Origin of the sequence: Chryseobacterium sp. Leaf404, from assembly GCF_001424145.1 — a bacterium.
Lineage (GTDB): Bacteria > Bacteroidota > Bacteroidia > Flavobacteriales > Weeksellaceae > Chryseobacterium.
The window spans coordinates 848,838-871,864 of the sequence record NZ_LMQM01000010.1 but is presented as its reverse complement, the minus strand read 5'-3'; the positions used below and the strand labels follow the sequence as shown (position 1 = coordinate 871,864).

Annotated in this window: 15 protein-coding genes; all 15 read left to right on the top strand. The window is 36.0% G+C overall.

The window, feature by feature from the left end; translation table 11 throughout:
* The first annotated feature begins 216 nt into the window (after nucleotides 1–216).
* Entirely contained in the window at nucleotides 217–735 is a 519-nt protein-coding gene (locus tag ASG31_RS09675; RefSeq protein ID WP_056031263.1) for an RNA polymerase sigma factor, read from the top strand.
* A gap of 12 nt (nucleotides 736–747) precedes the next feature.
* Nucleotides 748–3,318, top strand: coding sequence for a vWA domain-containing protein (locus ASG31_RS09670; RefSeq protein ID WP_056031260.1), 2,571 nt, complete (start codon nucleotides 748–750; stop codon nucleotides 3,316–3,318).
* A gap of 67 nt (nucleotides 3,319–3,385) precedes the next feature.
* Nucleotides 3,386–6,154 (top strand): hypothetical protein, encoded by a 2,769-nt coding sequence (locus ASG31_RS09665; RefSeq protein ID WP_056031257.1) that lies wholly within the window; start codon nucleotides 3,386–3,388, stop codon nucleotides 6,152–6,154.
* A 3-nt stretch (nucleotides 6,155–6,157) separates the two neighbouring features.
* Nucleotides 6,158–10,684 carry a TonB-dependent receptor plug domain-containing protein gene (locus ASG31_RS09660; protein ID WP_056031254.1) on the top strand — a complete coding sequence of 1,509 codons (4,527 nt, stop codon included), beginning with the start codon at nucleotides 6,158–6,160 and terminating at the stop codon, nucleotides 10,682–10,684.
* 222 nt (nucleotides 10,685–10,906) lie between these two features.
* Nucleotides 10,907–11,410: a GbsR/MarR family transcriptional regulator gene (locus ASG31_RS09655; protein ID WP_056031251.1), complete on the top strand. Its 504-nt coding sequence runs from the start codon at nucleotides 10,907–10,909 to the stop codon at nucleotides 11,408–11,410.
* Between the two features lie 80 nt (nucleotides 11,411–11,490).
* The gene (locus ASG31_RS09650) at nucleotides 11,491–11,793 is read left to right on the top strand and encodes a hypothetical protein (protein WP_056031248.1); all 303 of its coding nucleotides are present in this window, start codon (nucleotides 11,491–11,493) and stop codon (nucleotides 11,791–11,793) included.
* 197 nt (nucleotides 11,794–11,990) lie between these two features.
* Nucleotides 11,991–12,356 (top strand): hypothetical protein, encoded by a 366-nt coding sequence (locus ASG31_RS09645; RefSeq protein WP_056031245.1) that lies wholly within the window; start codon nucleotides 11,991–11,993, stop codon nucleotides 12,354–12,356.
* Nucleotides 12,356–13,168 carry a DCC1-like thiol-disulfide oxidoreductase family protein gene (locus tag ASG31_RS09640; protein ID WP_056031241.1) on the top strand — a complete coding sequence of 271 codons (813 nt, stop codon included), beginning with the start codon at nucleotides 12,356–12,358 and terminating at the stop codon, nucleotides 13,166–13,168. Before ASG31_RS09645 ends, ASG31_RS09640 begins: the two co-directional genes overlap by 1 nt.
* 94 nt (nucleotides 13,169–13,262) lie before the next feature.
* Nucleotides 13,263–13,721, top strand: a complete 459-nt coding sequence (locus tag ASG31_RS09635) for an SRPBCC family protein (RefSeq protein ID WP_056031237.1) — start codon at nucleotides 13,263–13,265, stop codon at nucleotides 13,719–13,721.
* Nucleotides 13,722–13,852: 131 nt separating this feature from the next.
* Nucleotides 13,853–14,836 (top strand): TIGR01777 family oxidoreductase, encoded by a 984-nt coding sequence (locus ASG31_RS09630; protein WP_082504525.1) that lies wholly within the window; start codon nucleotides 13,853–13,855, stop codon nucleotides 14,834–14,836.
* Between the two features lie 371 nt (nucleotides 14,837–15,207).
* Complete coding sequence (locus ASG31_RS09625; protein WP_056031234.1) at nucleotides 15,208–16,650, top strand: alpha-L-fucosidase; 1,443 nt, start codon at nucleotides 15,208–15,210, stop codon at nucleotides 16,648–16,650.
* A gap of 271 nt (nucleotides 16,651–16,921) precedes the next feature.
* Nucleotides 16,922–19,585, top strand: coding sequence for a beta-glucosidase (locus tag ASG31_RS09620; protein ID WP_056031231.1), 2,664 nt, complete (start codon nucleotides 16,922–16,924; stop codon nucleotides 19,583–19,585).
* Between the two features lie 109 nt (nucleotides 19,586–19,694).
* Nucleotides 19,695–21,005: a PQQ-dependent sugar dehydrogenase gene (locus tag ASG31_RS09615; RefSeq protein WP_056031228.1), complete on the top strand. Its 1,311-nt coding sequence runs from the start codon at nucleotides 19,695–19,697 to the stop codon at nucleotides 21,003–21,005.
* 132 nt (nucleotides 21,006–21,137) lie between these two features.
* On the top strand, nucleotides 21,138–21,410 hold the full coding sequence (locus tag ASG31_RS09610) for a hypothetical protein (protein ID WP_056031225.1): 273 nt from the start codon (nucleotides 21,138–21,140) through the stop codon (nucleotides 21,408–21,410).
* A 159-nt stretch (nucleotides 21,411–21,569) separates the two neighbouring features.
* A complete protein-coding gene (lpdA, locus tag ASG31_RS09605; RefSeq protein WP_056031223.1) occupies nucleotides 21,570–22,958 on the top strand; it encodes a dihydrolipoyl dehydrogenase in 1,389 nt (462 codons plus the stop codon).
* Nucleotides 22,959–23,027 lie beyond the last annotated feature (69 nt).

Here is a 23,027-nt window from a genome sequence, read left to right as displayed (position 1 = left end):
GTAAAAACAGAAGCTCTTCTTTGTGCAATATAGTTCTGAAAATTAATGAGTTTTTTATCTAAACAAAAAAAATGTGTTCATTTTGCATTAAATATCATTAAGGATTGATTTAAAATTACTTGCTGAAATCTAAAATACATTATATTTAAAAAAAAGTTTTACATGTTTCCAACCTCAGTCCAACTTCCTGCATCTATTATGGTATAAAGCCACACTATGGAACACGAATTACTGATAGAATGCCAGCGGAACGACCGCAACGCCCAGCGGAAGGTTTACGAAAAAATGGCGGGTAAACTGTATTCCGTCTGCAAGCGTTACCTTAAAAATGATGAAGATATTGAGGAAGTTTTGGCCGATACTTTCTACAAAATTTTCACAAAACTGAACCAGCTTCAAAATCCTGAAATTTTTGAAGCATGGGCAAGGAAAATTGCTGTGAATGAATGCCTTCAGAAGCTGAGAAGTATGAAAGCACTTCATATTTCTTTAGAAGATGATTTTGTAGAATCTAAGGATGCTCCCACCGACAGTATTTCGTTTGAAAAGGATATTTTGAAGCTGCTGAATTTCCTTCCCGAAGGTTGCAGAGCGATTTTTAATCTGTTCGCCATCGAAGGATATCCTCACAAAGAGATTGCGACAATGCTGTCCATCAGCGAGGGTACTTCAAAATCTCAGCTCAATTTCGCAAGAAGAAAACTGCAGGAACTTCTGGTTAATCACAACATTTAAAACTTTTACACAATGGAAAACAATCACGATATAGATAAAAAATTCAATAAAGCTTCTCAATATCTGGAAGAACCTGTGGCTTTTCCGGGTTTTGATAAAGTCTGGGCAAAAGTTGAAGAAAAATTAGATCAAAAAGAAGACAGAAAACGAATTGTGCCAATCTGGTTTCCTTATGGAATTGCTGCGAGTTTGATTATGGGTTTGGGAGTGTTTTATTTTATTGATAAAAATTCTGATGAGCCTGTAAAATCTCAAATTGTTCAAATCACCAAAGAATATAACCAAAAGCCTATCACTGAGATTGATAGTATAGTATTATCAAATATTAAAAGGGAAATTGAGGTTTCTAATAAGAAAAAAAATATTGCCGTTTCTCCAATTGAGACAACTAAAAAAGGTGAGTTTGATGATTTATATAAGGAATTAAAAACTAATGATGAATTTAGAAAAAGAGGAAATAAACTTGGAAATGTAAATAATCCGCTTGTAGTTTACACTTCTCAAGATAAGGTAAGTGAAGGTATGATTGTGGCAAATACTGAAAATAAAAACGAAGTTTCTATAGAATTTAAACAACCCGTTACTGGCAGACTGAAAGTGAAAGATAATGTTCAATCAATGAATGAAGTTGCGGTAACAGAAAAGTTGACAGTGGCCTCCAATCCTAATTCTATTAGTGCTTTGGCTGGACGTGCTTCTGGAGTACGTATCAACCAAACTAATTCTAATATTGGGAATAAAGTTGATCAAGGTTTTTCGTCTGGAGATTATATTGCAGGAAATAATCGTGGATATTTTGATGGTACTCCATATAACAATAATGCTTTAAATTCCCTTCGAGGACCAGTCTCAGGTTTAGAAATCAATCGTGGAATCGCTCCAAATATCACAATCCGTGGTTCGAGATCTATCACGAGAGGCAATCAGCCAATATATGTTTTGAATGGTGTAGTTCAAAGTGTGAATGTTTTAAGCACATTAGATCCCAAAAGTGTTCAAAGCATTCAGGTTTTGAAAGACGCTTCTGCAACATCAATTTACGGAAGCAGGGCAGCAAACGGAGTAGTAATCATTACGACTAAAAAACTTTCAAGAAAAGAGAAAAAAGCATTTAAAAAGCTGCAGAAAGTTCAGGACAGCATCAACCGTGCAAGGCAGATTCAACAACAGAATTCTGAAGAATACGATGCTTTTGTTGAAAATCCATTTGAATTGACGAAAAATCAGTCTTTTTCTACGTTTTCAATTGATGTGGATAAGGCGGCCTATTCCAACATCAGAAGAATGATTAATAATGGTGAGTATGTGAATAAAAATGCAGTGAGAATCGAGGAAATGATTAATTATTTTAAATACAGTTATCCTCAGCCTAAAAACAATCAGCCGTTTTCAATCAACACAGAATACAATGATTCTCCTTGGAATTCTCAACATAAATTATTGAAAATAGGACTTCAAGGCAAAGATTTACCGATGGAAAAACTACCGAATTCGAACTTTGTTTTTTTGATTGACGTTTCAGGATCGATGAATGCTGCAAACAAATTGCCTTTATTGAAATCGTCATTTAAAGTGCTTTTAGATATGTTAAGACCAACGGATAAAGTGGGAATTGTAGTCTACGCCGGAAGCGCCGGAATGGTTTTGCAACCCACTTCAGCCAAAGAGAAAAATAAAATCATCGAAGCTTTGGACAAACTCGAAGCGGGAGGAAGTACAGCAGGCGGTGCCGGAATTGAATTGGCTTACAAACTCGCTCAGGAAAGTTTCATTAAAAACGGAAACAACCGTGTGATTATCGCAACAGACGGAGATTTCAACGTCGGAACTTCTTCCACAGGCGACCTGCAGACTTTGATTGAAGAAAAAAGAAAATCAGGCGTTTTTCTGACCTGTTTAGGTTTCGGGATGGGAAATTTTAAAGACAACCGGATGGAAACTTTAGCCAATAAAGGCAACGGAAACTACGCTTACATTGATAATCTGCAGGAAGCCAATAAGTTTCTCGGAAAAGAGTTTGCCGGAAATATGTATGCAATTGCAAAAGATGTAAAAATTCAGATTGAATTTAACCCGAAGTATGTAAAGTCTTATCGTTTAATTGGCTATGAAAACCGAAAACTGAGAAATGAGGATTTTATCAATGATAAAATTGACGCCGGAGAATTAGGTAGCGGTCAAACGGTAACTGCGTTATATGAAATCATTCCAGCCGATGTAAAATCTGAGTTTTTACCGAAAGAATCTGATTTAAGATACACCAAAAACACAAATGACGGAAATTTCAGTGATGAAGTGGCGACCGTAAAATTCAGATACAAAAAAAATGATGGCAATACGAGTTCGGAAATTATACAGGTCGTGAAAAATTCTAATCAAAGCTTTTCATCGGCGAGTGAGGATTTTAAATTCGCTTCTGCTGTTGCGTGGTTTGGTTTGGTTTTGAGAAATTCAGATTTAATTAAAAATAAAGATTTAAAAGATGTCCAAAACCTTGCGAAAAAGGGCAGAGGAAACGATGAAGAGGGATATAGAGCGGAGTTTGTGAGATTGGTTGAGGCTTACAGAAATTTAAATAGATAAATGAACATTAAAACAGAAATTTCTTCGGAGATTTCTGTTTTTTTCTCTATTTTTAGACATATTATACATGATGAAAAAAATCTACCTGTTTCTTCCTTTTTTAGCGACTCAGTTTTTTTTTGCTCAGAGTTCGCAGCAGTATTATTCCGGAAAATTTTTAGATAAAGACAAAAAACCTAAATCCTTTCTCAAAGTTTTTAATAAAAATACTGGCGTTTACGAGGAAACCGATGAAGAAGGTTTTGCCATTATTCCTGCACAGGTTTATGACACATTAGTCTGGAACAACGGTAAAAACACGCAGGTTGTGTATGGAGTTCAGGAACTGAAATATATTCTGGAAAGCCGTGTTCCCAGAAAATCAGTTGAAGCTATAAAATCTAAAGATTACAACAGTCTGATTACAAAAACCCAGTCAGATGAATACAGTATTTCCAAGCCGGACTATTATATTTCTAAAAACTCAGATTCTTATTTCGACAAAATCAGAAAGCTGAAGCAGAAGAAGGGCGATACGGTAAAAATTAAAAGGCAGGACCCCAACAAACTTATCATCAACGGGAGTTTCAATACATCATTTGAGGTCAGAAACCGAAATTCAATTCCGCAAACCCAAAACCGATATGTGCAGGGAAGATCTCAGAACGGAAATCTCATCTGGAGAGGTCCGGAGACCAATGAAATTTTCAGTTATGGACCTGATATTTCAACTTTAGCCTACAATTTTCAGCCTTATGATTACGATGTCAATGGTCAGTTGATTCCTGTTTCAGGAGGAATGAACTCTGCGAAACCGTATGATAATTCTTTGTTTTCTACGACTGCAGGCTTTCATAATCAACTGCAGATCAATACATTTATTAAAGGAGATGACTATAACGAAAAAGTTCGTCTCTCATTAGATTTAGGCCAACATAAAAACCAAACCTACTTCATCAGTCAGTACGACATCAACAATACTTTTAAGGCTAAACTCAATGCCTATGTTTTAAAATTTAAAATTCAGGCACTGTTTGATTTTGATGAAACGAAAGCGACAAATACAAATCGTGCGGCACTTTTCAACCGTGCTTATCAGGAATCTCTGCTCACGCCGGTTTCGTTTTCAAATAATCAGGGAGGCTTTCTTACCAATGGCCAGCAAAGAAGTTACAGTCAGCTGGGCGATAATCCGGAATTTCTTTTTGCGCAGGACAACAGGTATAATTTCCTTTCCAATCAGAAAACGTACAGCTTTAATATTTCCAGAACATTTGATGATTTTAATTTCAGCATCAGTCAAACGTACGAAAATCACAAATTCAGTAATTCAGATATTTATAAACCCACTACCAACGGCTTTTTAAGTGGTTTGATCAATGAAAGACTTCAGAACAACATCCTTTACAATGCCAATGTCTCTGCCAATTACTCTTTTGGCAGCTATGATTTTAGAAGTAAATTCAATCTGAATTTTATTTTAAATGAAAGGGAATCTGATATTTTTCACAGCTCACAGAACCAAAAATATTTGTATCAAAGAAGTTCACAGGATTATATTTTTAATTATGATCTGAAATTTGATGACGGCGATTTTGAATTTGGTGCTAATCTTGGAAACTCATTTTACGTCTCAAACACTTCTCTGAATAATAAATTCTGGCTCCCAAAGGCCAATGGGTACGTTCAGTTCAACAGTATTTTCGACTGGAGAGGCACACGCCTGAAATTTTTTGGAGCATACACACATCAGAGTTCAGAACCTGATATTACCAATTCTTTTTCGTCATATTCGACCACGCAGTTTCTGGCTCAGAACGCAAGTCAGTATTTTCCAGTACGGGAGGTAGAAAGTTTTAAAAATCTTTCAACCGTCGATATTGCAGAATCCAAAGCAGGATTTAACTTTAATATTTACAGCCGATTCAATTTTGGCGGTGAATACTTTTCGAGAAAGATTATAAACGATATTTTTCCGGTGTTTGAAAATAACAGTTTGTTGCTGAAGAATCTCGCAGATCATACGTACAGCGGCGTTGAACTGAATGCTTCCTACGAGAATTTCAAGATCGCAAAAGATTTTACGATGACGAACCGTGCTTCATTTTATAAATACCGTGATGTGGTTGATAAAGTTGCATCTGGATACAATAATCTTGCTGTTGCCGGCTTTCAGGATGTTTACAAAACATTATCCGAAGGCGAGGTTTTAGGTTCTGTAGTCGGAAATTATTATGAAACGAATGCTGCCGGACAAAACCTTATCGATGATTTTGGATTTCCGGTAGCATCAAATACCAAAAAAATAATTGCAGATCCCACGCCGGATTTTGTGATGAAATTTACGCACACGCTCAACTATAAAATGTTCACGCTCGATATCAACTGGGAATGGAAAAAAGGCGGACAACTCTGGAACGGAACTCAGGCTGTACTCGATTATTACGGACGTTCCAAGACCTCTGGCGATGACAGAAATCTGAAAAATTATGTATTCTCGGGAGTTCATGCGAACGGAAATGTTAATCAGACTCCGGTTGATTTTTACGATCCGAATCAGACCGTTTTTGAAAACCGCTGGACGAGATATGGTTACACTGGTGTTGCAGAAAACTATGTGCAAAATGCAGATTATGTAAGAATCAATTCAGTTTCTCTGGGAGCAAAGTTCGATGTCGGGAATTTCAGACGAAGTTTGGGAGTTTCTTTGTTTGTCAACAACATTATGCTTTGGCAGGCCAATTCCGGTGCAGATCCGAACCAGAATTTTTATGATCTGGATAGAGGTCGTGGCTTAGATTTCTTCAATCTTCCGTCGTACAAAAGTTTTGGATGCGTGGTTTCATTTCAATTTTAAATTATGAAAAATAGATTTACCCAATATATTTCGCTTCTGATTTTAGTTTTGATGAGCTTAAATCTCAACGCACAGCAGAAATTCAGCGATTTCAAAAAAGAAAAAACGTACATCCAGACCAATCACGTTTTTTATAAACCAGGTGAGGAAATGTACTTTAAAATTTATGTCGTTCAGGCTGAAAACCAGCTTCCGGCAGATCAGTCCAAGATTGTGAATTTTGAAATGACAGATCCAAGTGGAACGGTCGTTAAAAAAGACAAATACGAAATAACAAACGGTCACGCAGAAGGATATTTTTATTTTGAAAATGATATGAAAGGCGGCATTTACAAACTGAGAGCGTACACCGATTGGATGCAGAATGAAAACGGAAAAAATGTATTTGAAAAAGAAATTACACTCCAGAAAATTGTTTCGCCAAGAATTTTAATGAAACTTGATTTTCCTAAAAAAGGGTATGGAGCAGGCGATGAAGTTCTGGCTGATTTCTCAATGCGAAGTCTGAGCAATCTTCCGATTCCTTTTTATGAAGCGGCTTTTACTGTAATGCATCAGGGTGAAAAAATTAATGAAGGCACTTTGATTACCGATAAAGAAGGGAAATATTTACTGAAATTTAAGCTTCCGGATGTTTTAAAATCTGCTGATGCTTTGTTAAATATTAAGGTCGATTTTGATGGTTTCACAGAATCAATTTCAAGAAATATTCCGATTGTTTTGAATGATCTTGATTTAAAATTTATGCCTGAAGGCGGAACTTTCATCAACGGAATCGAACAGAATATTGCCTTTAAAGTTTTGGACGAATTTGAAAAACCTGTTGACGCCGTTTTGGGAATTTACAATCAGAATCATCAGAAAATATTGGAAGTTTCAGCCTACAATTTTGGAATGGGAAGCTTTAATTTAAATCCAAAAAATGGCGAAACGTATTATGCAAAGGTTTTAAACCCGGAAAATATTAATCAAATTTATCCTTTACCGACAGCGAAAAATGATGGAATTGTTTTAAATCTTAAAAAAGAAAATCAGATCATCAGTTTAAACATCAATTCCACGTCAGAAAGAAACGTTTTAATCTCAGGAAACTTCCGTGATAAGGAGATTTATTCTAAAAATTTAAGTTTAAAAAAAGGTTTAAATAAAATTGAAATTTCAGAAAAAGAACTCCCGATTGGGATCTGCAGATTTACGGTTTCAGAAAATAATATTCCGTTGGCTGAAAGAATTGTTTTCGCCAATGAAAATAAACAGATGAAGGTGAAAGTTACGCCTGTTAAGAAAAACTATTTGCCGAGAGAAAAAGCTGTGGTTAATATTGAAACAACTGACGAAAATGACCAACCCATTCCTGCAAACCTCGCTGTAAGCGTTGTTGACGATAAATTATGGACGTATGCTGATGACAAGCAAAATCACATTCAGTCATGGCTTTTGATAGATTCTGAACTGAAAGGTAAAATTGAAAGACCACAGTTTTATTTTGATAAAAAAGAAGAGAAAGCGACGAAAAGTTTAGATTTGGTAATGCTGACGAACGGTTACCGGTATTTTGAAATCATTCCCGAAGTCGAAAAATCAGGCAAATACAAATATCTTCCGGAAAGGAAAAATCCGATCTACGGAATTGTGGAAGACGAAAATAAAAAGCCTGTTGCCGCTGAAGTTTATCTTTTCAACGGAAAATCTCTGAAAAAACAAATCACCTCAGACAATGGATTGTTTTACTTCTCAGACCTTAATGCCGGAGAGGGAAACAGAGTGATTGCAAAAGCTTTGAAACCAAAAAAAGAAGTCAAAATAAGATTTTTATCCTACAAACTTCAACTCAATCCTTTAGAAAAACAAATTCTGAAAAATATTGACGTTGAGGAGATTATCAGAGAGGCAGAGATCAAGGAAAAACCTCAAAATGCCAATCAGGGAATTGAAGGATTAATCAAAAATAAAGCGTATGTAAATGCAAGAGCAGATACAATCAGTAAAGAAACCAGAATTGAAGAAGTAGTTTATGTGGGAGCGATTTCCAGAAAAACAAATCAAACATCGGCAGTTCAAACTGTCTGGTCAGACGAAATAAATTCTTCAAACATAATTTCTGCAGTGGCGGGAAAGGCATCCGGCATACGAATTAATGAATCCGCAACTCCGGGAATTTCTACACAATCTATTGTTATTCGTGGAGCTGCAACAATTGGAAGTCAAAATGAACCTCTTTATATTATTGATGGGGTGGTTTCGAATTCTGCAGAATTAAAAGCTTTGAACCCGAAAAATATCAGCGATATTTCAATATTGAAAGATGCTGCAGCAACTTCTGTGTATGGAAGCAGCGGAATGTCTGGAGTTGTGATTATCAACTCAAAAAAATATCAGAATGCGCTTTTGAAGTTTGATATTACCCCAATTTCTCAGTATGCTCTCAAAAGTGTGCCGCGAGACAGCCTCAAAAACTACGCTTACAGCCGTAATTTTGCCTATCCTGAATACAAAACCACCAACACAGCTTACCGACACGATTACCGTGAAGCTTTATACTGGAACCCCATCGTTGAAACCGACAAAAACGGAAAAGCTCAGATAGAATTTTATCAGTCTGATGCCAATTCTGCTTTCAGAATTATGACCGAAGGAATATCTGCAAAAGGTTTGATTGGAAGAGATGAAACGACTTATTCCGCACAAAGTCTGATTTCAATTGATGCCAAAATTCCGCAATATCTGACGCGGACAGATCAAATGACGATTCCGGTTGTGATTAAAAATAATTCGTCTGAAACGAGAACATTAACGATGAACGTCATTGTTCCGAATCATATCAATGTGATGAAAACAGACAGTTTGATCACGTTAAAACCTTTGGAATCAGGGAGATTGTTTGTAACGATGCAAACCGATAAACTGATTCATTCTAATATTCAGTTTTCAGTAAAATCCGGTGATTTCAGAGAAACAGTGATATTGCCAGTGAACGTTGAAGAAAAAGGATTTCCACATTATTTTTCAATCATCAACAATAAAAACGAAACCTACAGAATTGATGTTCCGGAATATGTGAATGGAAGTTTTATGTCTTCATATTATGTGTATCAAAATTCTGCTTTACAGATGTTTGAAGATCTGGAAAGACTTAAAAGAGAACCTCACGGCTGTTTTGAACAGCTTTCTTCAACAGTTTATCCGAATATTTTCATTCTCGATTATTTAAAATCAATCAAAAAAATTGATGCTGATACTGAGTCTAAAGTGATCAGAAACTTAAAAAAAGGGTATCAGAAAATGCTTTCCTATAAAAATAGAGATGGCGGTTTCTCTTATTTTGGGTCGACGGATTCTGATGTTGCACTTTCTGCCTTTGCTTTGCTGGAATTCAGAGATCTGAAAAAATATGTGAATGTTGATGCGAAATTAATTCAGAATTTAAGCTCATTTATTTTGTCTAAAAAAGGTGCAAACGGCCTGTTTGAAGTAAGAAAAAGCTATGAAATGAAAACTTCTTATTCAGAATATTCATGGTCTCGAAATATGTATGTTTTGTATGCTTTATCGAAACTTGGTTACAAAAATGAACTGCTTCAAAACTATGACTACAGCCTGAAAAGAGTTCTGGCAACAAAAGATTCTTACCAATTGGCATTGATGGCAAATACGGCGAAAAATTTAGATAAAACTGAAGATTACAGCACTTTACTTACAATCCTGAACGAGCAGTATGCAACCAAAAATGTAAAAACCAAAACTACGTTCACTGGTTCGGGAGGTATTTCTGCAAATGCCGAAACGCTTTCCCTTTACCTCATGGCTTTACAGAAAAATGAATCTGCGAATCAGCTGAAAATCGCTGAAGTTGCCGATGAATTGATTGATTATAACGGATATTACGGATTTGGCTCTACTCAGGCAACTGCTCTTGCTCTGGAATCACTGTCAGGTTTCTTTGCCAAAAATGAAAAATTATTTGGAACTGAAAAACCGGTCATTAAAGTAAATGGTGCTGTTGTTTCAGACAAAAATATCAGCTTTTCATCGGCTTTCAGAAAAGGAGACAATGATTTGAAAGTGGAATATACAGGTAAAAAAGGTCTGCCTTTTAAATTAGATTATCAATACTACACTTTAGAACCGCCGAAAAGCGTTGATATTCCTGTTATATTAGAAACAAAACTGAAATCTCAAACTTCAAAAGTAGGAGAGACCAACCGAATGACAGTCACCGTAAAAAATAAAATCAACGGAGATTTACCCATGACGACTGCAAAAATCGGAATTCCGGCCGGATTGACTTTACAAAATGCTTTGTTGAAAGATATGGTTGATAAAAAGCAGGTATCTTACTATGAAATTTTTGATAATTATTTGGTTTTGTATTGGGAACACTTCGATGCGAATGAAACGAAGACTATAAATTTAGATTTAAAAGTAGAATTTGCCGGTGAATATACGGGGAAAGCAAGTAATGTTTATCTTTATTATATGCCGGAAGCTAAGTTTTGGAATCAGGGACTTCAGGCTAAGATTGAGCCTTAGCTTAATATGAAAAAAAATATATCTTGAAACTTTCATATTTGCTTTCCTCCAGCTGAACAATATTTTTGCAGCAGGAAAATTCTTTACAAAATGGCGCTCCATCGGAGCGCTATATTTTTTTTTGAAACAATAAAAATCAATAATTTGAAAATTAACTTTCAAATATTATTGAAAATTCAAAAACTATTATTATATTTGTAATAGAAATTTAAAGAAAACAAAATGAAACTTTCAGAAGCCAAAGAAAAATACATTCAGACCTGGGGAACATTCGCAACGAGTTGGGGAATCAACCGGACGATGGCACAGGTTCACGCCTTGCTTTTGGCCAACGGGAAACCACTTTCAACCGATGAGGTGATGGAACTTCTGGAGATTTCGAGAGGTAACGCCAACATGAATCTCCGTGCGTTGATGGACTGGGGAATTGTGAAAAAAGAATTCATCAAAGGCGACAGAAAAGAATATTTTACTGCCGAAAAAGATGTTTGGTTTCTGTTTAAACAAATCACAAAAGAACGCAGAAAACGTGAAATTGAGCCGGTTGTAGCATTTTTAGATGAACTGAAAAACATCGAAGACAACGACTCAGCGGAAGCTAAAGAGTTTATTAAACTGATGAACGATTTCAGCAGCGTGACGAGTAAAATCAATAATATTATGGATCTTGCCATCAAAAGCGATGACCACTGGCTAGTAGGAAAGATTACCAACTTGTTAAAATAGAAAGGACTTCAAAATCCTTTTTTATTTAGTATAAACTTTCAAAAATTACTGAAAGTATAGTAAGATTTAAATTAAACAAAATGAGATTTCAAATTTTTAAATTGGAGGCCATTTTCCAAAGTCTGATCACTCTTGGAGGATTGATTTATAACCTAAATTTTTACCACAGTTATAAGGATACAGATTTTTTATCATCACTGCTTTTATTTGGATTAGCTAATGTAATGGGTTTTTTAATAAGAATTTCACTCGTTAAAAGCACACTTAACCATTATTATTTTTATGGCGTTGTCCTTTTTTTTCTAATATTGTTTGCTTTGATAAAGTTATGTGAAACAGGTGATTTTGAAATGCACTTTATGCAAGTCGGCGGTTTTGTTTAAATCTTTTTTACGTGAGCTATGGCTTATACCTAACAAAGAATTTCCCAAAAGAATAATCTGAAATCATTCTTTTTTATTTAGAATTAAATTTCAAAAATTACTGAAAATATTATAATTATGAAAAATTTAATCATCCATTTATTTCTTATTTTTTATTTCGGAAGAAATAAAAAGTCAACTTTTTAAAACATATTACTATGAATAACTCATTAAAATTAGATTATTACACCCAGCTTTTTTTTCTGATTGCAGGAATTATATCAGCTGTAATTGGATGCTTTTTCGACTTTGGATTCATGCTTTTTTATTTCGTTGTAGGTATTCCGCAATTGCTAAGTTTTACAGTTAGAGCATTTCAAAAGGAAAACAAGTCAGTAGTTTATATTGTATATGGAATTTTTATTCTACCAGTTTGGTTAAGCTTATTAATAGTTTTTGGACTTAATAATGAGTATGGAATAGCAAATTTTTTAGGATATGTATTGATAATTTCTTTAGTCTACAGCCCTGTGCTTTCTTTTTTTTATGTTTATGATTTGTATCAATCCTCAAAAAAAATATAATGAAAACCCTCGCAAACCACACCCTCATCTACGACAACGAATGCCCAATGTGCAACATCTATTCTAAAGGTTTCATCAAATCCGGAATGTTAGATGAAAGTGGAAGGGAAGCTTTCACAGAACTGAGTTTAAAGAACAGAAACCTACTTGATTTCAACCGCGCAAAAAACGAAATTGCATTGGTCGATCACACTAAAAATAAAGTCTTTTACGGTTTAGACAGTTTGCTGTTAATCATTGGGAATTCGTTTCCGATATTGGAAAAAATTGCGAGAATAAAACCTTTATATTGGTTTTTCAAAAAGCTGTATTCTTTTGTTTCGTACAACAGAAAACAGATTATTCCCTCCTCAAAAGACAGTTCAGCAGAAGCCTGTGTACCGGATTTTAATTTGAAATACAGATTGTTTTACATCACATTTGTGGTCATCTTTTCTTCTTATATTTTAAGTGTATTTACAAACAAATCAGGTTTTAATTTAAATCAGAATTTCTGGTGGGAATTTGTAATTTGTTTATGTCAAATCCTTTGGCAAACTCTGTTTTTAAAATCTTATTTAAAAGACAAAATCTGGAACTATCTCGGAAATCTGATGACCGTTTCCCTCATCGGTACTTTACTTTTATTGCCGGCTTTATTTTTAAATATAAATCCGGTTTCATCAATAATTTACTTCGGATTTGTAGTTTTCGTCATGTTTTTGGAACATATAAGAAGATGCGAAGTTTTAAAACTAAATTTTCTTCCAACAATTTTCTGGATGATTTTCAGAATGACTGTTCTGGTAATTTTAATTTACTTAAATTACTAAAATAAAGTCCCAACGGGACGGCTTAACAAAGTATAGAATGTAATCCTATCAGATCCAATTGTATTCATCATGTGTCCTTAAACAAAATGCAAAAATGTCAAAAATCCTTTTAACAACAACCATCAACGCCGATATAAAAACCGTTTTCGATTTGTCGAGAGATATTGATCTTCATCAGAAATCAACTTTCAAAACAGGAGAAAAAGCCATTGCCGGCCGCACATCCGGCTTGATTGAATTGGAAGAAACTGTAACCTGGAGAGCCAAGCATTTAGGTTTTTATCAAACTCACACCTCAAAAATTACCGAAATGGAAAAACCATTTAAATTCACAGACGTCATGCTGAAAGGAAGATTTAAATCCTTTATACATCAGCATTTATTTAAAACAGAAGGTAAAAACACAATTATGACAGATATACTTGAATTTGAATCTCCCGCTGGACTTATCGGTCAATTATTTAATTATTTTTTCCTCAAAAATTATATGACTGAATTTTTGCTGGAAAGAAATAAGCTCATAAAATCCACTGCAGAAAATATTGAAATTTAATTTGTAAAATGTCATAGGAACGAGAGCAAAGCGAGCGTCGAAGCATTCAGTATCAGCGATGTCATGCTGAGCCTGTCGAAGCATTTAACATTTAGAAAATAACAATCATAAACTATATACCAACAATCAAAATGAAAATAATCATCGCCGCCGGAACCGGATTTCTCGGGCAAAATCTCGAAAAATACTTTACAGACAAAAGAAATGATGTCTATATTTTAACCCGAAATCCTAAAAAGAAAAATCATATTTACTGGGATGCTGAAACATTAGGAGATTGGAAAAACTCACTCGAAAACGCGGATGTTTTAATTAATCTTACAGGGAAATCTGTCGACTGCAGATATACGGAAAACAATAAAAAAGAAATTTATTCCTTAAGAATCGACAGTACAAAAGTGCTTCAACAGGCCATTCATCAATGTCATAACAAGCCTAAAGTATGGTTAAATTCCAGCTCGGCAACCATTTACACCCATTCCGAAACCCATTTGAACACAGAAGAAAACGGTGTCATCGGCGACGATTTTTCAATGAATATCTGTAAAAGCTGGGAGACGGAATTTTTTAAAGTTCAAACAGACAATGTCCGAAAAACAGCATTGCGAACATCAATTGTTTTGGGAAACTACGGCGGCGCTTTCACCAAACTAAAAATGATTACAAAAATTGGCTTAGGCGGTAAACAGGGCAGAGGAAATCAAAATATAAGCTGGATTCATATCGATGATTTTTGCCGGGCAGTTGATTACATCATTGAAAACGAAAATCTTTCAGGAAAAATCAATGTCACCGCACCAAACCCTATATCCAACGAAGAATTTATGCGGAAATTGAGAAAAGAAATGAAAATCCCATTCGGTCTAAACGCAGCGGTTTGGCAATTTGAAATCGCTTCAGTTTTCTTGGGAACCGAAACTGAATTGCTTTTAAAAAGCAGAAATGTTTATCCCGAAAAGCTCATTCGGAGCGGCTTTACATTCAATTTTCCAACAGTGGAAACGGCTTTTCATAATTTAATAAACCCGTTTTTATTCAAACAGCACTGTTTGTCCCATCCGGCATTTCTGTTTAAATTAAGACAGGGTTTTTCACTGAAAAAAAATCCGTTTTAATATAACCAGGGTTGTTAGTCCTTTCCCACAATTATGTTTGAATTAAAACACCGCTGTTTGCACTCTCCGGGAAAATCTCAGATTTTCACTCTCATGTGCTCTGAAATATTCTCAATCATTTTAACTAAAACTAATGTGACTCATGTGTCAAAAAACTTTTGCGCCTCTTATGGTTAAAATCTTAGATTGTCACTATTGATTTTCCTGCTGTTTTGCATTCACAGAAAATCTCAGATTTTCACTCTTATGTGCTCTAAAATATTGTCGATCATTTAAACTAAAACTAATGTGACTCGTGTGTCAAAAAACTTTTGTGCCTTTTGTGGTAGAAAATTTCCTGTTAAATATTATTTTAGCAAAAACTAAACTTAATGTTCAACACACCAAAAACGAAAACTCTTTTTCTCTCATCATTATTACTTTCCTCCACTTTTTTTTCACAGGCTCACAACGTTTCAGATGGTTACCAAAAACCAACTGATCCGCTTGTTATTCAAAACCTTGAAAACTGGCAGGATTTAAAATTCGGACTCTTTATGCACTGGGGAACGTACAGCCAGTGGGGAATTGTTGAAAGTTGGAGCCTTTGTCCGGAAGATGAAGACTGGACGAAAAGAAAACCCGAACATGGAAAATCATACAGTGAATACGTAGAAAACTACGAAAATCTGCAGACGACTTTCAACCCCACTCAGTTTAATCCACAGAAATGGGCTGATGCTGCAAAAAAAGCGGGAATGAAATATGTGGTTTTTACAACCAAGCACCACGATGGTTTTGCGATGTTTGATACCAAAGAATCTGATTACAAAATAACTTCTCCCAAAACATCATTTTCAAAAAATCCCAAAGCAGATGTGACGAAGGAAATTTTCACTACCTTCAGAAAAGACGGTTTTAAAATCGGAGCCTATTTTTCAAAACCCGATTGGCATTCTGACGATTACTGGTGGCCATATTTTCCACCAAAAGACAGGAATGTAAACTATGACCCCAAAAAATATCCTGAAAGATGGAACAGTTTTAAAAATTTCACATTCAATCAGCTTAACGAAATCACTTCCAAATACGGTAAAATCGACATTCTTTGGCTGGATGGAGGCTGGGTTCGTCCGTTTCACACCATCGACCAAAGTGTAGAATGGCAGAGAACCATCAAGGTCGAACAGGACATTGACATGGATAAAATCGGAACGATGGCAAGGCAAAATCAGCCAGGAATTATCGTTGTAGACCGCACCGTTCCCGGAAAATGGGAAAATTATGTGACGCCTGAACAGGCCGTTCCGGAAAAAACGTTGTCGATTCCGTGGGAAAGCTGCATTACGATGGGAGATTCCTTTTCCTATGTTCCAAATGACAATTATAAATCGTCTCAAAAGATCGTTGAAACTTTAGTGAAAATCATTTCAAGAGGTGGAAACTATCTGATGAACATTGCGCCCGGACCGAATGGCGATTACGATCCGGTTGTTTATGAAAGATTGAAGGAAATTTCCGGTTGGATGGATCATAATCAGTCTGCGGTTTTTGCGACGAGAGCAGTCGCACCTTACCACGACGGGAATTTTTATTACACCCAAAGCAAAGACGGTAAAACACTGAATGTTTTTCATTTGGATGAAAAAGCAAACTATCAGTCGCCATCAACTTTAAGCTTTGCAGTTCCTGATAATTTTAAACCAAAATCTTTAAAAGTTTTAGGTTTAAAACATAAAATTCAATGGAAAAAATCCGGTAATTCAATAGAAATTACTTTACCAAAAGAACGAGCTCAATTGAAATATTCAACTGTAATTCAAATAAATAAATAGTTGATTATTAATGCTTTAAAAATGACATAGGAAATCGGAGCGTTAAGAAATTTTGAAAAACTTCCGTTAAGAAATTTCCACTGTTCGAGTGGCGGCAAAGATTAATCTTAAATTGAAAAATATTATTCCCGCCCGAGTTTTGGAAATTTTAGGAAGTATTTCAAAATTTTAGCGGAGAGTTCCAAGTCTTGAATTTTTGGTTCTTTTGTTTGACTTCGTCGAATCTTCGATTTCAAGACAAAAGAGCATACTTTAAATAAAATTATCTAAAATGTGTTTTAAACTTCGATTTAAAATTTTAACAATTTCATTGCTGAGTTCGGTATTTATTTCCGCTCAAAAACCATTATACAAAGATCCAAAACAACCGCTAGAAGTACGAGTTCAGGATTTGCTGCAACGCATGACGCCGGAAGAAAAATTCTGGCAATGCTTCATGATTCCCGGCGATTTGGATCATGTTCCAAAAGGTCAATATGCTCACGGAATTTTCGGATTGCAGGTGAGTGCAGGAAATCAGGGCGGCGGAGTTGCCGGACAATTGCTGAAATACAATGCCAATGAAGATGCGGAAAGACTGGCGAAAAAAATCAATGCCATCCAGAAATATTTTGTGGAAGAATCAAGATTGGGAATTCCGATCATTCCTTTTGATGAGGCTTTGCATGGCTTAATGCGGGAAGGAGCGACCGCTTTTCCACAAGCGATCGGTTTGTCGGCGACATTCAATTCTGATCTGATGAAAGAAGTTTCGACTGCGATTGCAAAAGAATCAAAACTGAGAGGAATCCGGCAGATTCTGACTCCGGTGGTGAATTTGGCAAGTGATGTTCGGTGGGGGAGAACAGAAGAGACGTACGGCGAAGATCCGTTTCTGACTTCCGTGATGGGCGTAAATTTCGTCATTTCATTTGAAAATCAGGGAATTATTACTACTCCCAAACATTTTTTAGCGAATGTTGGTGAAGGTGGAAGGGATTCTTATCCGATTCACTGGAGCAAGAGATATCTGGAGGAAACGCATTTGGTTCCGTTCCAGAAAGCTTTTAATCAAGGTAAAAGTCGTTCTGTAATGACTTCTTATAATTTGCTGGATGGAAGACCTTCAACGGCAAATCACTGGTTACTGACCGAAAAATTAAAAAAAGAATGGGATTTTAAAGGCTTTGTCATCAGCGATGCCAGTGCGGTGGGAGGAGCAAATGTGCTTCATTTTACGGCAAAAGATTACGACGATGCTTCGGCACAGGCAATGAATGCGGGTCTTGACGTAATTTTCCAGACAGAATACAATCATTATAAATTGTTTATACCACCTTTTTTGGATGGAAGAATTTCGAAAGAGAGAATTGATGACGCGGTTTCGAGAGTTTTGAGAGCGAAATTTGAACTGGGTTTGTTTGAAAATCCGTACGTTTCAGATAAAAATATAAATAAGTTAAAGAAATTAAATCACAAACCTATAGCTGAAAAAGCAGCGATTGAATCTTTTGTTTTGCTTCAGAATAATGATCAGACACTCCCTATTTCTGATAATATAAAGAAGATTTTAATTGTCGGAACTGATGCTGTAGATGCGAGATTGGGCGGTTATTCCGGACCTGGTAATAAAAAGGTGAGCATTTTGGACGGAATAAAAGATTTCGTTAAAAATAAAAATGTTGAAATTATTTATTCTAAAGGTTTCGACTGGAATTTAAAGGGGTTTAAAACGATTCCGTCCGAATCTCTCTCTTCCGAAAATCAAAAAGGTTTGAAAGGAATTTACTTTTCGAATTCTGATTTAAAAGGAAATCCTGCTTTTGAAAAACTGGATGAGCAATTAAATTTTAAATGGACTTTATATTCCCCGAATCCTGAAAAACTGCAGCCGGACAATTACAGCATTCGTTGGACAGGAAAATTGGAAGCTCCAAATTCAGGAAAATATAAGCTGGGTTTAAGAGGAAATGATGGTTTCAGATTGTATGTAAATGGAAAATTAGTCATCGACAAGTGGGAAAAGCTGAGTTATTCAACTAAAACCGTTGATGTTGATTTTGTTAAAGGTAACAACTATGATATCGCCGTTGAGTTTTATGAAAACAGAGGTGAAGCCAATGTCGAACTGATTTGGAATTTTGGTTTGAATGACTATCAAAAAGATTTTGATGAAGCATTAAAACTGGCTCAAAACGCAGATTACATCATTGTTACAGCAGGAATTCATGAAGGTGAATTTCAGGATCGTTCTTCATTGAGTCTGCCTGGAAATCAGGAAGAATTTATACATAAAATTTCAAAATTAAATAAACCGACAACAGTTGTGTTAATCGGTGGTTCAGCAATAAAAACGACGGACTGGAAAGATAAGGTCGGAGCGATTTTGGATGTTTGGTATCCTGGTGAAGAAGGTGGAAATGCAGTAGCAAAAGTGCTTTTTGGAGCAGAAAATCCTTCAGGGAAATTGCCGGTTACGTTTCCGATCGAAGAGGGGCAGTTGCCTTTGACGTACAATCATCACCCGACCGGTCGGGGAAATGATTATCACGATTTGAGTGGCGAGCCCTTGTACCCGTTTGGTTTTGGAATGAGTTATACGACATTTGAAATTTCTGATTTGCATTTAAACAAATTAAAATTTGAAGAAAATGAAACCATTATCGCTAAGATTAAAGTTAAAAATACAGGCTCAAAAGCGGGAAGTGAAGTCGTTCAGTTGTATGTGAAAGATTTGCTGGCATCCGTATCCAGACCGATTCTGGAATTGAAAGGTTTTCAAAAAGTATATTTAAAATCCGGCGAGACAAAAGAAGTTTTAATCGAAATTCCGGTCAAGGAACTTCAGTTTTTAGACGAAAAAATGAACAGGATCGTAGAAAAAGGGACTTACAGAATTATGGTTGGAAATTCATCAAAAAATCTTGCGCTAAAACAAAATATCGAGGTAGAATAAGGTCTTAGATGAACTTAAAATCAGAATAATTCAAAACCGTTTTCTTTTTAGGGAACGGTTTTTGCAACTTTTGAGGCAAAATATTTCTAACACATCATATCATTATTTTATGAAAAAATATCTTCTACCGGCAGTCGCTGTGCTGTTTTTCAGTTGTAAGGAAAAGAAAAATCCGAATACTTCAGAAACCGAAGTGGTGACCAAAACAGATACTTTAAAACTTCCCGCGCCCGACGAGAAAGGTGCGAAAAACAAATTCAGCAACGTCATCGGATGGCCTGCAGGAAAGACGCCAACAGCGCCGGAAGGATTTACGGTAACTCGTTTTGCGGAAAATATTAAAAGTCCGAGAAACATGATTCAGGCTGCAAACGGTGATATCTTTGTCGTACTTTCCAACTCTGAAAGAACAAAAACCGAAAAAATTAAAAATGACATCAGCGGAAAAAGCGATGCTGAAGTTGGTGGAAAATCGGCCAACCGCATTATTTTGTACAGAGATGCGAACAAAGACGGAGTGGCAGAATCATCTTCCGTTTTCCTTGATAATTTAAATCAGCCGTACGGAATGTTGATCATTAAAGATAAATTTTATGTCGCCAATACTGATGGCCTTTGGGTTTATCCTTACAAAGAAGGTGATACGAAAATTACACAGGCCGGAAAGAAGATTGTGGATCTGCCAGCAGGAGGTTATAACAATCACTGGACGCGAAATCTAATTGCCAATAAAGATCAGTCTAAAATCTATATTTCCGTTGGTTCCGGAAGCAATGTTGGTGAAAACGGGATGGAATATGAGGTAAGAAGAGCCAATATTTTGGAAGTCAATCCTGATGGAAGCGGTGAAAAAATCTACGGAGCGGGACTGCGAAATCCTGTTGGAATGAGCTGGAATCCTGCCACCGGAGAGCTTTGGACGGTCGTAAATGAAAGAGACGAATTGGGCGATGAGCTCGTTCCTGATTATCTGACCAGTGTAAAACGCGATCAGTTTTATGGCTGGCCTTATGCTTATTTCGGTAAAAATGAAGATCCGAGAAGAAAGGGTGAAAAACCTGATTTGGTTGCAAAAACCATCGTTCCGGATGTTCCTTTGGGGTCACACACTGCTTCTTTAGGTTTAACTTTTTACACAGGAAATCAGTTTCCTGAAAAATATAAAAACGGTGCCTTCATCGGACAGCACGGATCCTGGAATCGTTCCTCGTTGGTGGGTTATCAGGTTGCATTTGTTCCTTTTGCGAATGGAAAAGCTTCAGGACCGTATCAGCCTTTTTTAACCGGATTTATTGCGAATGAAGAGAAAGGTGACGTGTACGGAAGACCTGTTGGAGTTCTTCAGATCGCAGACGGTTCGATTCTCGTTGCTGATGATGTAAGTGGGATTGTATGGAGAGTGGCACACAATAAAAAATAATTTCACTGCTTATTTTAATTTGGATAAAATAATCAGATTTGGTAATTAAAATGTGGTATGAAATCTGTAGTACTTCTATTAAAATCCGATTGATTTTCTTTAAAAGAGATTCAATTATTAAAATGTAAAGTCATGAAAAAGTATTTAATATCAGCACTTTTAATCGTAGGATTATCTACTACAGCTTTAGCACAGAGACATCCACCTCGTCCTGCGGCGCCGGTGCATCCTTCAAAAACTCAATTTACGAACAGCAAAGCGAGTGAACTCAATAAGCGTTACAGAAACGAAAAACGGTTAATTATGAGTCATCCGGTTGCAACAAAAAAAATGAAAGCCGAGCAGATAAAAGCTCTAAATCTGAGATATCAGAACGAGAAAAAATTACTCAAAGCGGCTAGATAATTTTTAATTAAAATGAAAACAGAAAAAAGAGAATGCAGATGTGTTCTCTTTTTTCAATTAAATAAATTAAAATCATAATAATAAAGCATTGTAAGAACTGTTTTGAGAAACCTAAAAATTCAATATTTTTTCCGTAAATTCGCATAAAATTTTAAACTAATGAATTACGATATTATTGTCATCGGTAGTGGTCCTGGTGGATATGTTACAGCAATCAGAGCGGCACAATTGGGTTTTAAAACCGCAATTATTGAGAAAGAAAATTTAGGAGGAATTTGCCTTAACTGGGGATGTATTCCAACGAAAGCTTTGTTGAAATCTGCTCAGGTTTTTCATTACATCAATCATGCTGAAGATTATGGTTTAAACAAAGTGGAAGCGAGTTTTGAATTTCCGAATGTGATCCAGAGAAGCCGTGGTGTTGCCTCTAAAATGAGCAAAGGAATCGAATTCTTGATGAAAAAGAATAAGATCGACGTAATTCTTGGAACTGCTAAAGTTCAGAAAGGTAAAAAAGTTTCTGTTACAGATAAAGATGGTAAAGTAACTGAATATACAGGAACTAATATTATTTTGGCTACAGGAGCGCGTTCAAGAGAATTGCCAAACCTTCCACAGGATGGTAAAAAAGTAATCGGATATAGACAGGCATTGTCTCTTCCTGAGCAACCAAAATCTATGATCGTTGTAGGTTCTGGAGCAATCGGAGTTGAGTTTGCTGATTTTTATAACACAATGGGTACGAAAGTAACTGTTGTTGAATTCTTACCAAATATCGTTCCTGTGGAAGACGAAGAAATCTCAAAACACTTAGAGAAATCTTTGAAAAAAACAGGGATCGAAATTATGACCAATGCATCTGTTGAAAGCGTAGATACAAGCGGAAATGGTGTGAAAGCGACTGTAAAAACAGCAAAAGGAAATATTACCCTTGAAGCTGACATATTGTTATCTGCTGTAGGAATCGCTGCCAACATCGAAAACATCGGTCTTGAAGAAGTGGGCATCCAGACAGATAAAGGAAGAGTTTTGGTGAACGAATGGTACGAAACTTCAGTACCTGGTTATTATGCAATTGGAGATATCATCCCGACTCAGGCTTTGGCACACGTTGCTTCTGCCGAAGGGATAACTTGTGTAGAAAAAATTAAGGGAATGCACGTTGAGAAAATCGACTACGGCAATATTCCTGGATGTACTTATTGTCACCCTGAAGTTGCTTCTGTTGGTCTTACTGAAAAGCAGGCTAAAGAAAAAGGGTATGAAATCAAAGTTGGTAAATTCCCTCTTTCTGCAAGCGGAAAAGCGACTGCCAACGGAAATACAGATGGTTTCATCAAAGTGATTTTTGATGCTAAATATGGCGAATGGTTAGGTTGCCACATGATTGGTGAAGGCGTTACCGATATGGTTGCTGAAGCTGTTGTAGCAAGAAAACTGGAAACTACAGGTCACGAAATCATCAAATCTATTCACCCACACCCAACGGTTTCTGAAGCGATTATGGAAGCTGCAGCAGCTGCTTATGGTGAAGTGATTCACATTTAATTAGAAATTTTTATTCTAAATATTCAAACCACAGATTCGTCTGTGGTTTTTGTTTTTTCCTAAACAATT

What these genes read in the sequence shown, in the direction of transcription:
- ASG31_RS09650 (WP_056031248.1), top strand. Translation starts at nt 11,491, where the DNA reads ATGAGATTTCAAATTTTTAAATTGGAGGCCATTTTCCAAAGTCTGATC.
- ASG31_RS09655 (WP_056031251.1), top strand. Translation starts at nt 10,907, where the DNA reads ATGAAACTTTCAGAAGCCAAAGAAAAATACATTCAGACCTGGGGAACA.
- ASG31_RS09615 (WP_056031228.1), top strand. Translation starts at nt 19,695, where the DNA reads ATGAAAAAATATCTTCTACCGGCAGTCGCTGTGCTGTTTTTCAGTTGT.
- ASG31_RS09660 (WP_056031254.1), top strand. Translation starts at nt 6,158, where the DNA reads ATGAAAAATAGATTTACCCAATATATTTCGCTTCTGATTTTAGTTTTG.
- ASG31_RS09665 (WP_056031257.1), top strand. Translation starts at nt 3,386, where the DNA reads ATGATGAAAAAAATCTACCTGTTTCTTCCTTTTTTAGCGACTCAGTTT.
- ASG31_RS09620 (WP_056031231.1), top strand. Translation starts at nt 16,922, where the DNA reads ATGTGTTTTAAACTTCGATTTAAAATTTTAACAATTTCATTGCTGAGT.
- lpdA (WP_056031223.1), top strand. Translation starts at nt 21,570, where the DNA reads ATGAATTACGATATTATTGTCATCGGTAGTGGTCCTGGTGGATATGTT.
- ASG31_RS09640 (WP_056031241.1), top strand. Translation starts at nt 12,356, where the DNA reads ATGAAAACCCTCGCAAACCACACCCTCATCTACGACAACGAATGCCCA.
- ASG31_RS09625 (WP_056031234.1), top strand. Translation starts at nt 15,208, where the DNA reads ATGTTCAACACACCAAAAACGAAAACTCTTTTTCTCTCATCATTATTA.
- ASG31_RS09670 (WP_056031260.1), top strand. Translation starts at nt 748, where the DNA reads ATGGAAAACAATCACGATATAGATAAAAAATTCAATAAAGCTTCTCAA.
- ASG31_RS09635 (WP_056031237.1), top strand. Translation starts at nt 13,263, where the DNA reads ATGTCAAAAATCCTTTTAACAACAACCATCAACGCCGATATAAAAACC.
- ASG31_RS09675 (WP_056031263.1), top strand. Translation starts at nt 217, where the DNA reads ATGGAACACGAATTACTGATAGAATGCCAGCGGAACGACCGCAACGCC.
- ASG31_RS09610 (WP_056031225.1), top strand. Translation starts at nt 21,138, where the DNA reads ATGAAAAAGTATTTAATATCAGCACTTTTAATCGTAGGATTATCTACT.
- ASG31_RS09630 (WP_082504525.1), top strand. Translation starts at nt 13,853, where the DNA reads ATGAAAATAATCATCGCCGCCGGAACCGGATTTCTCGGGCAAAATCTC.
- ASG31_RS09645 (WP_056031245.1), top strand. Translation starts at nt 11,991, where the DNA reads ATGAATAACTCATTAAAATTAGATTATTACACCCAGCTTTTTTTTCTG.